Source organism: Marinobacter sp. EhC06 (assembly GCF_001650915.1).
Classification (GTDB): domain Bacteria; phylum Pseudomonadota; class Gammaproteobacteria; order Pseudomonadales; family Oleiphilaceae; genus Marinobacter.
Map to the genome: position 1 here is coordinate 34,084 of NZ_LXYO01000009.1, position 12,494 is coordinate 46,577.

Below are 12,494 nucleotides of genomic sequence, written 5' to 3' on the forward strand. Positions count from 1 at the left end.
TGTTTCCAATTGAGGCTCACCTTCACACCTCAAAGACGGGCGCAAAGCCACCTCCCGGCGTTCGAAAGTTGGTGGCCTGGCCCTGGTACACACGGGCAGCGGCAAGCAGATGTTGCCCGGCATAGGTGTACAAACGGATATCGACCTTTCTGGTGGTGACCGTGCCATCCACTCTCAGGGTGCGTTCTCCGGCGGGAACGAAGTTCTGCGCGATGTAATCACCCTTCAGGATCTCTTCGAAAACGCGGCGGGTTAGTTTTTCGCCCCGATAGACGCCCTTGCTGCCATGGCCCGCTACCGGTTTGAAAAACAGTTTACGCCGGTTGCTCCACAACTCCGCCTCATCACTTGCTGAAACCAGCCGGGTCTTCGGTACAGCTCTATCCAGAAATCCTGCCTCGGTTTCACTCAGGCCCCAGTCGCGCAGGGTTTGGGCATCAGATAGCAGGATCAGGTTCCGTTTGTCGGCCATCAGCGCATGGGCGCGTGGATTGGGCGTGACGACCGCCGCGCCGTCGAGGTAGGCGCGCCTCAGCGCCCCAAGAGCCGGGGCCTCCAAGGCAAAATCCACCAGGCGGTTGTACACCATGTCGATAGGCTTGCCGTGGGCGCTCAGAGCGCCATCAACATACTCAAGCTCCGATGGGTCGAGGATCAAGGTCTCAATGCCTCTGGCCTGGAATAACTGCTGGGCCAGTTGGAATTCCGGGAACATAAACTGGGATTCAGGGGCATCGTCCACAATGGCCAGGCAACCGGGCGTCGAGTCGCCACCTTGCCGTTGCCACTCCTGCTGGAACATGGCAAACACCGCGTCCTCGAACCCATCCAGTGCACGGTTGGTGCCAGCGGTCTGCTGGGACGGGTCACAGCATCGGTGTTGAGCCCGGGCCAATACCGTGTTCAGAAATGCGCCGCCGGCGTTGGTGTTGATTTCGATCAGCTGAGGTCCGTTTTCGCCCAGGTGGAAGTCGTAGCCCATGAAGGCCCCGATGGGGCCTGGGTCAAAACCGGCGATGTCCGGCGCCCAGGACAGAGCTCTTTCCTTATAGGGCGGAAGCTCGGCTGCGAATTCGATCGCCTGAACAATCCGTTTCATCGTCGCGATGTCCGCTTGGGGAACGAAAACCGGTGTGTTTGAAAAGAGATGAAGGAGTTCAGGAGTGGTCGGCAGCTCGTTCCCAATGCCTGAAAACTGCTTCCGGAGGCTGTCAGTGAGCGCTTTTCGGTCAAGAGTGATGCAGTAACACTGCCGGTTGAGCTGGTCGGCGTGGGTTTTGGTTGTTCGCTGGTTTTCCTGGGGCACGTCTTGCATTGGGTGTCCATGGTCATTGTGAATCGTTCCACCTTGATTCTGGTCAAACGGATGCATGTTTCGCAACTGTTTTCAGGCCTGTTTCAGCTTGGTGTGATGGACTGCCAAGTAATGACCATGCCTGTTCGGGATCTTGCTTACCGGGCGAGGAAATCTTACTGAAACCCTCTGACCAAAAAGGGCACGCTATGAAACATTCGTTGCGCAAGAAGTGGATTGCTGGAATTACGGCCAGTGTCGCTATGAGTTTTTCGCTGATGGTGGCCGCAGACACGAACCGGGCATTTGTTCCCATGGGCACGGCGGATGCCGTCGGCGTTATTGATCTGGAAAACCGCAAGGTGACTTCGTCCATTGGCGGCACACTGAATACCCACGGTTCGGCACTGACCCCGGATGGCCGGCATCTGGTGGTGGGTAGTTTGTCGGCGCATGATCGTCAGGAGCCGGTTAGTCGCCCCGAAGGCGTTTCAGAAGATGAACACGCCGCTCATCATGGGGGCGGGAAGTCTACTGAATTGGAAGCAGGGAGTACCGGGCTGCTCTATTTGGTGAACACGGCCACAAAGACGATTGACCGCAAACTGGAAGTGCCGGGGCCGGTGCACCATGTGCTGGTGACTTCCAACGGTCGCTATGCCGTTTCCACGCATCCTGCCAGTGGCAGTATCAGCGTTGTGGATCTGGATTCCGGTCAGTTGGTCAAAACTGTGGCGACGGGGCCGGCCCCCAACTATCTGGTGCAAACCGACGACGGCCAATCCCTTCTGGTCAGCAATACCGGTAATGGCACGGTCAGCGAAGTGGATGCCGAGCACTGGTTCGTCGAGCGCAATTTGCGAGTTGACGGCAACCCAGAGCATATGGTGCTTGCCCCCGGCAACCAGCGGCTCTACGTGAATGATGCTGCATCCGGCCAGGTTCTTGTCCTTGAGCTTGCCAAAGGCGCGGTGGCGAACCGGTACGAGGTTGGGGAGGCGCCCCATGGCGTTGGCTTGAGCGCAGATGGCCAGACCCTCTATGCCACCAGCCAGGGCGGCAACCAGGTGGTCCGGATTGAGCTAGCCAGCGGCGCCCGCCACACCAGGCCGCTGGCTCCTGCGCCCTATCATCTTGCGGTCTCTCCCTACGATGGCCAGCTACTGGTGACCAGTCGGGCAGAGAACAAGCTTTGGGTGCTCGACCCGGAATCCCTCGATGTGGTTGATGAGATCGCGCTGAGAGGCATAGGCCATCAGATATCCCTTGAGGCCCATTAGTACCCTGTTCTGACACTGGCTTTTTCGCAAAGGAACCGCTCATGGATCGACGCTTTAAAATTACCTTGGCAATGTTTGCCGTTATCGCACTGGTTTTACTCTGGGGAGAACACAAGGTTCATCTGCTTGGCGCCTTGCCCTGGCTGATACTGCTTGCTTGTCCGCTGATCCATATTTTTATGCACGGAGGGCACGGAGGGCACGGAGGGCATGGAGAACATGGAGGACATAACCACCAGGCAGAGCAACCGGGAAAGAGTGGAGAGCAGCGTGATGACTGATGGTGCATCGGATTATGGCCTTTGGAGCCTGGTGGTGCTGAATTCGGCGATTTTCATATTCTTCGCCTTCAGTTTTTTCAAACCGCAGACCCGCCGGGACTGGCGTTCGTTTGGTGCCTTCAGCGCGTTTCTGGTGGCACTGTTCACCGAGATGTACGGGTTCCCGCTGACGCTCTACTTCCTCTCCGGCTGGCTGCAGAGCCAGTATCCCGACGTGAACTGGTTGGCTCACGACAGTGGCCACTTGCTGGAAATGCTGTTTGGTTGGAAGGGTTCCCCACACTTTGGGCCGTTTCATCTCTTGAGCACAGTGTTTATTGGCCTCGGGTTTTATCTGATTGCGGCTGGCTGGCGTACCCTGTATGCCGCGCAAAAGGCAGGGCAGTTGGCCACAACCGGCCTGTATGCCCACGTTCGCCACCCCCAGTATTCCGGCTTCGTGCTCATCATGTTCGGTTTTCTGCTGCAGTGGCCAACGCTGCTGACGCTGGCCATGTTCCCGGTGCTGGTGTGGATGTACTCGCGCCTGTCTATTCACGAGGAGCGTGAAACAGAAAAAGCGTTCGGCTCCGATTGGCGGGCCTATGCAGCCAGAACTCCCCGTTTTATTCCGCAATTGAGGAATTTGAGGCGCAAGGAAATCGAGGAACAAGAATGATGCATGGGGCAACTATCTCAGTAGGCGTTCTTGCAGTCGCACTAATCAGCGGCTGCGGTAAACAGACGGTGGATGACCGCTGGTACACACAGGCTGAGGTCGAGCGCGGCGCAGTGGTGTTCGACGACAACTGCGCAAGCTGCCATGGCGGCAATGCCCAAGGCGCTTTCAATTGGAAAAAGACTCTGAAGGATGGCTCTTACCCGCCGCCACCGCTCAACGGAACAGGTCATGCCTGGCACCATTCCTTCGACACGCTGATGGGTACAATTAGTCAAGGTGGCGCCCCCATGGGTGGGAAAATGCCGGCCTTCGCAGACGAGCTCTCCAGGGACGATCAAAAAGCCGCTATCGCCTATTTCCAGAGCAAATGGGACAAGCGGATCTATGAGGCATGGTCTGAAAGGAGTGGGCTCTGATTTCTCTGGGTAATCAGACGATTAACTCAAGGAGGCAGTGTATGAAATGCTTATGGGTGGTGGCTTTTCTAAGTGTTTTTCCGGGCAGTGCGCTGGGTGGTGCGCCCTCGGCGGAATCATTGATTGAGGGGATGGAGGGCACCCTGTGGTCGGACAGCAACCACGGCCGTTTCACCATGCGTATCGAAACCGAATTCTGGACCTGGAGGCCTGGATGGTTCGGCAGGTTTAAGATGGAATTATAGCGAGTTATTGTCGGTAGTCACATGGACAGGCACAGGGGTACTTCCTCTTGCACAATGGGTTTTCTTGCCACTGATAACGGTCCTGGTTGTCAAATGGATGTTTCTTGGATGGTTGACTCTGAGAGCCAAATGAAGAAGCGCCGTGGAAGTGAAATAAAGTATCTTCTGGATGTTAAAAATTGAATAAATAGTCGACTGTCGTTCTAAGAGACAGTCGACTACTGATTTTGCTCTGACTTTCTGGAATTATTTAAGTATGATTGTGATGTGCATTTCTACCTGATCTTATTTCTTGTTGATTGATATTTGACCCCTTCATATCTTTTTGAGATTGCATGTATTTCATACAGGTCATCATTCTGGTTTTCGTGTCGACTGTTTTGTTCGGGTAAGTGCGCGCTTCATTAATCCGATCGGCCAATCCTGAATTGGCAGTGGCCATGGTAGAAAATAAAGTGGCAGCTGCGGCAGCGATAATGATTTTTTTCATGATGCTCTCCTTAATTGCCTTAAACCGTTCAATAAATTCAGTTCAGTTTCAGTTTTCTGTGATTTACTTGAGCGTGATCAGGACGTCGACTGCTCGAAGCCCGAGCCAGCCGACGCTTGCGTCTCCACGAGTTGACTTTGCCGCAGGAATTACCCTGCGGTATTTTTTTGCCTTTGTTTCAGAGCGTTGTGATAAGCCCGGCCTTCTTCCGTCATCATTTGCACGCGAGCCTCAAAGCCCCCTTCGGACATCGCATTACGTGTCATGTCTCTGTGCAAGCGCTGCATCTCTTCATTCTTAAGTATTTCTTCAATGGATGATTTGTCCATCATTTGGCTGTGCATGGCCCTCATGTCCTTATTGTCTGACATGTTGCCGGCGAGTACGGACGTTGAAACAGTAACTGCTGCTGCAAATATAAGTAAATTTTTCATTCTTACACCTCCTAGTTGGTTGGTGAGTTAATTAAAGCATCGGTTTCTGAATTGATCCTGAAAGAAACAAGAAAATTTAAAATAAAGTAATTTTTTCAGGAATAACAGTATCTTGATATAAATCAAATTGCGCATTTTCGTTCTGCAATTCAGTTTGGTTTCAGATAAGCGCTATAAGATTGCGATTCAGAAACATTTCAATGGAGATATAACGTTGTCATTTCTTCCTCACCTTATAAAGCCGGCCTTTCTCGGTGCTCTGGTTTTGACCAGTTTGCCCGCTTGGACGGCAACCAGACTTGAGTTAACCGGCGCGATTGATGCGGCCATCGAGAACGATCCGTGGCTGCGTCAGAGTGTGCAGATGCAAGATGCTCTGTTGGAAGAAGCTGTTGCCGATGGGGCACTCCCGGACCCCCGGATGACGCTTGGTGCCGCGAATTTGCCCACGGATACTTTCGATACCGGACAGGAGGCAATGACTCAGGCCACCATTGGATTTACCCAGCAAATTCCGCGAGGTGATAGCCGTCAGCTGGCCAGTGAAAAAAAGCAGGAAATGGCAGGCGTTCAGCCTTTTCGGCGCGAGAACCGCCGGGCGCAGGTCATGGAATCGGTAGCGCATCTCTGGCTTGAGGTCTGGCGAACCCAGCAAAGCATCGAACTGATTGAAGATAATCGTGCTCTGTTTCAGCAGTTAGAGGATGTCGCCGAGGCCGGGTATACCTCAGCAAGCATAGGTTCCAGGCAGCAGGATGTAATCCGTGCCTCGCTGGAACTGACGCGACTTGAGGACCGGCTGACGGTGCTGCATTTGCAACAGGCATCGAACCGCGAGGCGCTGGCAGAGTGGATAGGCCCGGACCAAGCCAAGCTGGCTGTCAGTAAAGATGTACCCAACGAGTTGCTGAGAGTGTTTCCTCTGGGCTGGGCTGAAACATCCGCAGAGGCACTGATCCGTCATCCGTCAATCCGCGCGACTGATCAGTTGATTGATGCCCAGAGTGTTGACGTTGACCTGGCTCGCCAGGCCTACAAGCCGGAATGGTCAGTATCTGCACAATATGGATACAGGGAGCGGGCACCAAACGGTCAGGACAGGGCCGACCTGTTTTCTGTAGGCATTGGCTTTGATCTCCCGATCTTTACAGGCAACCGGCAGGATCGAAAACTGAATGCATCAGTGGCGCGACTGGAGGCGGCAAAAACAGAACGTATTTTGCAGATCCGGGGACTTCAGGCCAAAGCCCGTGCGGCCGTGGCCCGGATCGAACGACTGGATGACCGCATAGAGCTCTATGAACAGACCCTGCTGCCGCAAATGGAGGCGCAGGCAAGCGCAGCATTGACTGCTTACAACAACGATGACGGCGACTTCGCCGAAGCGGTACGAGCGCGAATTGCAGAGCTTAATACCCAGGTTGAATTGATACAGATGATGGCCGAGCGGGCCAAGAATCTGGCGAGTTTCCGTTATCTGACGTCCGACACTTCCGACATACCTTCCTTTTCACTGAATCGTTACCAGGACTGACCATCATGGCTAATTTTGCTCGCCCTTTGGGCTTTGTATTGCTCGGCGGCCTCGCCGGTGCAGGGGCCACGTACTGGCTTGACACTGGCGCGACTTCGACGCCTGCAGCTGAAATGACTGCTTCTGGTCTAAAGGAGCCGCTGTATTGGGTAGCCCCGATGGACCCCAATTTCAAAAGTGACAAACCCGGAAAATCCCCGATGGGGATGGATCTAATCCCGGTATTCGAGGAGGGTGGGTCAGCTGAGGATCCAGCCGGCACGGTCCGAATTTCACCAACGGTCGTCAACAACCTTGGGGTTCGAACGGAGCCGGTGATTCAGGGGCGCCTGCCTAACAACATTACTACCGTAGGCTACGTGCAGTACAACGAAGACGAGATGGCCCATGTGCACCCTCGTGTTGAAGGCTGGATCGAAGCGCTTTATGTCAAAGCCGAGGGCGAGCCTGTTGAGCAAGGCAAGCCTTTGTACACGCTTTACTCGCCCACCCTTGTGAATGCGCAGGAAGAACTGCTTCTCGCGATGAACCGTGGCAATCAGAGACTGGTTGATGCTGCTACCGAGCGATTGTTGGCGCTGAACGTACCGGCTGGTCTGATCGGCCAACTGCGCCAAAACCGCGAAGTGCAGAGAACCATGACGGTTTACGCTCCGGGTTCCGGGGTGATCGAGAATCTGAATGTTCGTGAGGGTATGTTCATCAAGCCCGGAAACCGGGTTTTATCGATTGCCGCGCTGGATGAGGTCTGGGTGATCGGCGAAGTGTTTGAAAGCCAGCTTTCCGCCGTAGAGGCTGGTAACCGGGTGCAGATGACACTGGATTACATGCCCGGTCGCGAGTGGCGCGGAAACGTGGATTACGTCTACCCCGAAGTGAACCCGAAAACCCGGACGGCGCAAGTGCGGATGCGCTTTGATAACGATGATGGTGTCCTGATGCCAGGCATGTTCGCTCGCCTGGATGTTCAGGGCGAACGGGGACAGCGGCAGTTTCTGGTGCCACGGGAGTCGGTCATCCGCACCGGACAGAGCGACCGACTGGTTCTGGCGATGGAAGAGGGCGCCTTCAAGTCGGTTAACGTGACCGTTGGGCGCGTCGGCGACAAGTATGCGGAAATACTCAATGGCCTCTCGCCAGGCGACACGGTGGTCACATCCGCCCAGTTCCTGATCGATTCGGAATCCAGCAAAACCTCGGACTTCCAACGGATGTCATCCCCTCAGGATATGGATGAGCAGGGGATGGATCATGAAGGCATGGATCACAGCACCATGAGCCATGGCGGGGGCGAGTCATGATTGCCGCTATTATTCACTGGTCTATTCGTAACCGCTTCCTGGTGTTGCTGGCGACGTTGCTTATCACAGGGCTCGGCCTTTATTCGCTGAAACAAACGCCGGTGGATGCTCTGCCGGATCTGTCCGATGTGCAGGTCATTATCAAAACCAGTTTCCCGGGCCAGGCGCCGCAGGTGGTGGAAGACCAAGTGACCTACCCGATGACGACAGCCATGCTCTCGGTACCGGGCGCGAAAACGGTCAGGGGATACTCGTTCTTCGGTGACTCCTATGTTTACGTGATCTTCGATGAAGACACCGACATGTACTGGGCCCGCTCCCGGGTACTGGAATACCTGTCCCAGGTTGCGCCCAGCCTTCCAGACTCTGCAAGGCCTCAGCTCGGGCCAGACGCTACCGGAGTTGGCTGGGTTTACCTGTATGCGCTGGTAGACCGCACTGGGAACCAGGACCTAAGCCAGTTGCGCAGCCTGCAGGACTGGTTCCTGAAGTACGAACTGCAAACGGTGCCGGGTGTCTCTGAGGTGGCTGCGCTAGGCGGTATGGTGAAGCAGTACCAGGTCAAGGTCAGCCCGGAAAAACTCAGGGCGCTGGGAATTCCTCTGGCTCACATCCAGAACGCCATTAAGAGAGGCAACCAGGAAGTGGGCGCCTCCGTCATCGAGATGGCCGAGGCGGAATACATGGTGCGCACGTCTGGCTATATAAAGTCCCGTGAGGATCTTCTGTCGATTCCATTAGGACTCGATGACAACGGTACCCCCATATTGCTGAAAGATGTGGCTACCGTTGAAGTTGGCCCGCAGATGCGGCGTGGGGTTGCCGAACTGAATGGGGAAGGTGAAACCGTCGGCGGTGTTGTGGTGATGCGCTTTGGTGAGAACGCTCAGGCAACCATTAATGGCGTGAAGGCGAAACTGGAAGACCTGAAATCCAGTTTGCCTGAAGGCGTCGAGGTGGTGACGGTTTACGATCGCTCTGGTCTGATTGAGCGGGCGGTCAATAATCTCGGCTTCAAGCTGCTTGAAGAGTTTCTGGTGGTGGGCCTGGTGTGCATCGTCTTCCTGTTCCACGTGCGCTCGTCGCTGGTGGCGATTCTCAGCCTTCCCGTGGGTATTCTGGCGGCCTTTATCGTCATGCACTGGCAAGGCATCAATGCCAACATCATGTCACTCGGGGGGATTGCCATCGCTATCGGCGCCATGATTGATGGTGCTATTGTAATGATCGAGAACATGCACAAACACATGGAGCGAACCCCGTTAACGTCTGAGAACCGATGGGAAGTCGTTGCACGGTCAGCCTCTGAGGTCGGGCCCGCGCTGTTTTTCTCGCTCCTGATCATTACCGTCAGTTTTGTGCCGGTGTTTGCCCTGGAGGCGCAGGAAGGGCGGATGTTTTCTCCCCTGGCGTTCACCAAAACCTACGCCATGGCGGCGAGTGCGGCCCTGGCGGTGACGCTGGTGCCGGTGCTGATGGGCTATTTCATTCGCGGCAAGGTGCTGCCGGAGCACAAGAACCCCGTGAACCGCCTGCTGGTTGGCGTTTATATGCCGGTGCTGAAGCTGGTGTTACGCTTCCCGAAAACGACGGTTATTGTTGCGTTGCTGGCATTGGCTGTGGGCCTTTGGCCAGCCACCAAAATCGGCAGTGAATTCATCCCGCCACTGGATGAAGGCGACCTGATGTACATGCCCACCACCTACCCGGGCATCTCCATTGGTAAGGCTCGGGAACTGTTGCAGCAAACGGACAAGCTGATTGCCACCGTACCCGAAGTCGAAACCGTGTTCGGCAAAGTGGGGCGGGCGGATACCGCTACCGATCCGGCTCCATTGACGATGATCGAGACCTTCATCCAGCTCAAGCCGAGGGATCAATGGCGGGAAGGCATGACCACCGAAAAGCTGAAGCAGGAGCTCAATACTCTGATTCGGTTCCCGGGGGTAACCAATGCCTGGGTTATGCCAATCATCACGCGCATCGATATGCTGGCAACGGGTATTAAAACGCCGGTGGGCATCAAGATTGCCGGTCCGGACCTTACCGTCATCCAGAACATCGGTAAACGCCTTGAGGAAGTCATGGTCGACATCCCCGGTACAGCCTCCGTTTACTCTGAGCGAGTCGCTGGGGGCCGCTACATCAAGGTGGATATTGATCGTGAGCGTGCCGCTCGTTATGGGCTGAATATCGCTGATGTTCAGCAGGTAGTGGCCTCCGCTATTGGTGGAATCAACGTTTCCAGAACCATCGAGGGACTTGAGCGGTATCCCATTAATCTTCGTTATCCGGAAGACTACCGGGATTCGCCCGAGAAGCTGGAGCAACTGCCCATCGTGACCGCATCCGGCCAGCGCATTGCCCTGGCAGATGTGGCGGAGATCGGCGTGGAGGATGGCCCGCCGGCCATTAAGAGTGAGAATGCCCGCCTGAACGGCTGGACCTTTGTGGATATTGAGGGTGTCGACGTAGGCACCTATGTTGAACAGGCCATGGTTACCGTGAGTGAAGAGCTGGATCTACCTCCCGGTTATTCAATCAACTGGTCTGGTCAGTATGAGTACATGCTCCGTGCGAAGGAAAAACTGACCTATGTGGTGCCGTTAACGCTGGCCATCATCGTCATCCTGCTGTTTCTTAACTTCCGCCGTTTTGCCGAAGTGGGGATTATTATGGGCACGCTACCGTTTGCGATGATCGGTGCTATCTGGCTGATGTATCTGCTTGGTTATAATTTTTCGGTAGCCGTCGGTGTCGGTTTCATTGCGCTGGCCGGCGTTGCGGTAGAGATTGGGGTGATCATGCTGGTGTATTTGAATCAGGCTTATAACGCAATGCTGGAAACGTGTGATGACAAAGGGCTGACGCCAAGGCGAGAAACCCTCCGCCATGCCGTACTACACGGTGCCGGTATGCGGGTTCGGCCAATCATGATGACGGCGGCCGCCATTATCGGGGGGCTTGTGCCCATTATGATTGGCACCGGTACAGGGTCGGAGGTGATGGGCCGGATTGCGGCACCTATGGTGGGCGGTATGATTTCCGCTGTCATTCTGGCGCTGCTGGTGATTCCTGTGCTCTTTTATCTCTGGAAACAGCGAACTCTTGGTGAGTAACGCCGATAGCAAGGTGCCAGGATTCGGCCTGGCACCTTGCTATCACGTCTTTGCCGGTTATCACGATCATTCGCAGAGTGCCTACCCGTCTACTGCGCATATTCCAAAATCTATTTGCCTGAACGTTCGCTTTGCGACCATAGCTTGGGCTTTGGACCTATGCAAATCAACCTGACAAGGTGCAATGCCCAGACACTTACGTTTCATTGATCGAAAAAAATCAAGAGTCAGCTCCATCTGAAGGGGAAGGTGATCGCGAGGAATATTAGTTTTTATGAAGGGTTTGGTGGGTCACTCTCACTCAATGTGTCGAAATGACAGATTTGTACTGACCACACGCTGAATTTGCGTCCTCTAATTTTTGACTATCCGAAGCCATGGTGAGGTATCCGCTCTACCGAGCGGAAGGAACTTCTCCCTACTATAGGTTAAATAGGTGAATCCATGGTCAAAAAGAAGACGCGAAAGCCGTCGGAGAAACTTCTCCGTACCGCCAAGGGGATCGTAAAATATCATTTTGTGATCCCGAAGAAAGAGGTTTTTCTGGAGGCAGAGGCCTGTAGAGAGTTTGTTGAATACTATCAGAAGAACCTGCCGTCTACTGATAAGCAACTCTACAACTCTGAAAAGCTTGAAGAGAGAACGGGGCTTGCCCCTCCTTTGAAAATCATTGGGAATAACTACCTAATGCATCACTGGAATAGCATGGTGGAGGAAATAGCGTATTTTATCGAGAACCCAGCGTTTGGCTACCCTGAGGCATTTGATTCGCGCATTCCGAGTGAAAGGATGCTTAAATTCGCGCAGGCTTTAGCCAGAGAGTTTTCCGTAGAGATTCCTTCTCGTGTCTTACGAGAAAAAAACTGCTGTAGCGCTTTTTTGGATCACTACCAAAGGATTCGGCAGCCCACCGAAAAACTCCTTCAGTCAGCCCGCACCTACGCTGCTCGTGCTGGTATTGATGTGCCCTCTAAGGTATTGGCAACGAGGCTTGCTACGATGAGCTGGGTTTGTATTATGAAACGTTTGTGTGAATTTGAGGGAATATGATCGGATGAGCTTCTAGCTTGATGTTCCCTATGGCGTCCTATCAGACAGGCGCTGGTTAATCAGACCGTGCCTGTCTTTAGTGATCAACTGGTTCCGGATAGTATTCTGAGATTTTCCTCGGCTGCAACGGGGAAACACCGCCATTGAATGTGTGAGGTCGTTGCCGGTTGTAGTAGCCCATCAGATATCCACCATTATCCTTTTTGCCTTAGGCAGGTTTCGGTACCCCAAGGCTGGTATCCATTCAGATTTCAGGCCCCGGAAAAGCCGCTCCATCAACTCGTTGACATAGAGTTTAATTCAGACGAAGCGGGCTGTGTCGAAGGATCTGTGAATCACAACTTCAGAGCCTGTAAATAAATCTGTGTAACTGCCCACCTCACTATAGG

Annotated in this window: 12 protein-coding genes; 9 read left to right on the forward strand and 3 right to left on the reverse strand. The window is 54.2% G+C overall.

Features of this window, described 5'->3' with window-relative positions; genetic code table 11:
• Positions 1–22: 22 nt before the first annotated feature.
• The gene (locus tag A8B84_RS05075; RefSeq protein WP_227513976.1) at positions 23–1,099 is read right to left on the reverse strand and encodes a hypothetical protein; all 1,077 of its coding nucleotides are present in this window, start codon (positions 1,097–1,099) and stop codon (positions 23–25) included.
• 404 nt (positions 1,100–1,503) lie between these two features.
• Here A8B84_RS05075 and A8B84_RS05080 point away from each other — a divergent pair, with 404 nt between their 5' ends.
• The 5 genes from A8B84_RS05080 to A8B84_RS05095 are packed head-to-tail and all read left to right on the forward strand — an operon-like array spanning position 1,504 to position 4,177.
• Positions 1,504–2,574 (forward strand): YncE family protein, encoded by a 1,071-nt coding sequence (locus tag A8B84_RS05080; RefSeq protein WP_064226810.1) that lies wholly within the window; start codon positions 1,504–1,506, stop codon positions 2,572–2,574.
• Positions 2,575–2,615: 41 nt separating this feature from the next.
• Positions 2,616–2,855: a DUF2933 domain-containing protein gene (locus A8B84_RS21230; protein WP_082905085.1), complete on the forward strand. Its 240-nt coding sequence runs from the start codon at positions 2,616–2,618 to the stop codon at positions 2,853–2,855.
• A complete protein-coding gene (locus tag A8B84_RS05085) occupies positions 2,848–3,513 on the forward strand; it encodes an isoprenylcysteine carboxylmethyltransferase family protein (protein ID WP_064226816.1) in 666 nt (221 codons plus the stop codon). Before A8B84_RS21230 ends, A8B84_RS05085 begins: the two co-directional genes overlap by 8 nt.
• Complete coding sequence (locus tag A8B84_RS05090; RefSeq protein ID WP_022990666.1) at positions 3,510–3,932, forward strand: c-type cytochrome; 423 nt, start codon at positions 3,510–3,512, stop codon at positions 3,930–3,932. The genes A8B84_RS05085 and A8B84_RS05090 overlap by 4 nt, the downstream gene beginning before the upstream one ends.
• A 41-nt stretch (positions 3,933–3,973) precedes the next feature.
• Entirely contained in the window at positions 3,974–4,177 is a 204-nt protein-coding gene (locus tag A8B84_RS05095; protein WP_064226811.1) for a hypothetical protein, read from the forward strand.
• Positions 4,178–4,427: 250 nt separating this feature from the next.
• On the opposite strand, the gene A8B84_RS21575 is transcribed toward A8B84_RS05095, so the two are convergent.
• Positions 4,428–4,667 carry a hypothetical protein gene (locus A8B84_RS21575; RefSeq protein WP_062785087.1) on the reverse strand — a complete coding sequence of 80 codons (240 nt, stop codon included), beginning with the start codon at positions 4,665–4,667 and terminating at the stop codon, positions 4,428–4,430.
• A 149-nt stretch (positions 4,668–4,816) separates the two neighbouring features.
• On the reverse strand, positions 4,817–5,101 hold the full coding sequence (locus A8B84_RS05105; protein ID WP_064226812.1) for a hypothetical protein: 285 nt from the start codon (positions 5,099–5,101) through the stop codon (positions 4,817–4,819).
• Positions 5,102–5,366: 265 nt separating this feature from the next.
• On the opposite strand from A8B84_RS05105, the gene A8B84_RS05110 reads away from it, so the two are divergent.
• The 4 genes from A8B84_RS05110 to A8B84_RS05125 all read left to right on the forward strand — a co-directional run bounded on the left by A8B84_RS05110 (position 5,367) and on the right by A8B84_RS05125 (position 12,105).
• On the forward strand, positions 5,367–6,635 hold the full coding sequence (locus A8B84_RS05110; protein WP_227512601.1) for a TolC family protein: 1,269 nt from the start codon (positions 5,367–5,369) through the stop codon (positions 6,633–6,635).
• A gap of 5 nt (positions 6,636–6,640) precedes the next feature.
• A complete protein-coding gene (locus A8B84_RS05115) occupies positions 6,641–7,936 on the forward strand; it encodes an efflux RND transporter periplasmic adaptor subunit (protein WP_041338086.1) in 1,296 nt (431 codons plus the stop codon).
• Entirely contained in the window at positions 7,933–11,055 is a 3,123-nt protein-coding gene (locus A8B84_RS05120) for an efflux RND transporter permease subunit (RefSeq protein WP_022990635.1), read from the forward strand. Before A8B84_RS05115 ends, A8B84_RS05120 begins: the two co-directional genes overlap by 4 nt.
• A 444-nt stretch (positions 11,056–11,499) precedes the next feature.
• Positions 11,500–12,105 (forward strand): hypothetical protein, encoded by a 606-nt coding sequence (locus A8B84_RS05125; protein WP_064226813.1) that lies wholly within the window; start codon positions 11,500–11,502, stop codon positions 12,103–12,105.
• Positions 12,106–12,494 lie beyond the last annotated feature (389 nt).

Excerpts from the sequence above, each read along its gene's own strand:
- A8B84_RS05075 (WP_227513976.1), bottom strand. The coding sequence starts at position 1,099 with ATGAAACGGATTGTTCAGGCGATCGAATTCGCAGCCGAGCTTCCGCCC.
- A8B84_RS05080 (WP_064226810.1), top strand. The coding sequence starts at position 1,504 with ATGAAACATTCGTTGCGCAAGAAGTGGATTGCTGGAATTACGGCCAGT.
- A8B84_RS21230 (WP_082905085.1), top strand. The coding sequence starts at position 2,616 with ATGGATCGACGCTTTAAAATTACCTTGGCAATGTTTGCCGTTATCGCA.
- A8B84_RS05085 (WP_064226816.1), top strand. The coding sequence starts at position 2,848 with ATGACTGATGGTGCATCGGATTATGGCCTTTGGAGCCTGGTGGTGCTG.
- A8B84_RS05090 (WP_022990666.1), top strand. The coding sequence starts at position 3,510 with ATGATGCATGGGGCAACTATCTCAGTAGGCGTTCTTGCAGTCGCACTA.
- A8B84_RS05095 (WP_064226811.1), top strand. The coding sequence starts at position 3,974 with ATGAAATGCTTATGGGTGGTGGCTTTTCTAAGTGTTTTTCCGGGCAGT.
- A8B84_RS21575 (WP_062785087.1), bottom strand. The coding sequence starts at position 4,667 with ATGAAAAAAATCATTATCGCTGCCGCAGCTGCCACTTTATTTTCTACC.
- A8B84_RS05105 (WP_064226812.1), bottom strand. The coding sequence starts at position 5,101 with ATGAAAAATTTACTTATATTTGCAGCAGCAGTTACTGTTTCAACGTCC.
- A8B84_RS05115 (WP_041338086.1), top strand. The coding sequence starts at position 6,641 with ATGGCTAATTTTGCTCGCCCTTTGGGCTTTGTATTGCTCGGCGGCCTC.
- A8B84_RS05120 (WP_022990635.1), top strand. The coding sequence starts at position 7,933 with ATGATTGCCGCTATTATTCACTGGTCTATTCGTAACCGCTTCCTGGTG.
- A8B84_RS05125 (WP_064226813.1), top strand. The coding sequence starts at position 11,500 with ATGGTCAAAAAGAAGACGCGAAAGCCGTCGGAGAAACTTCTCCGTACC.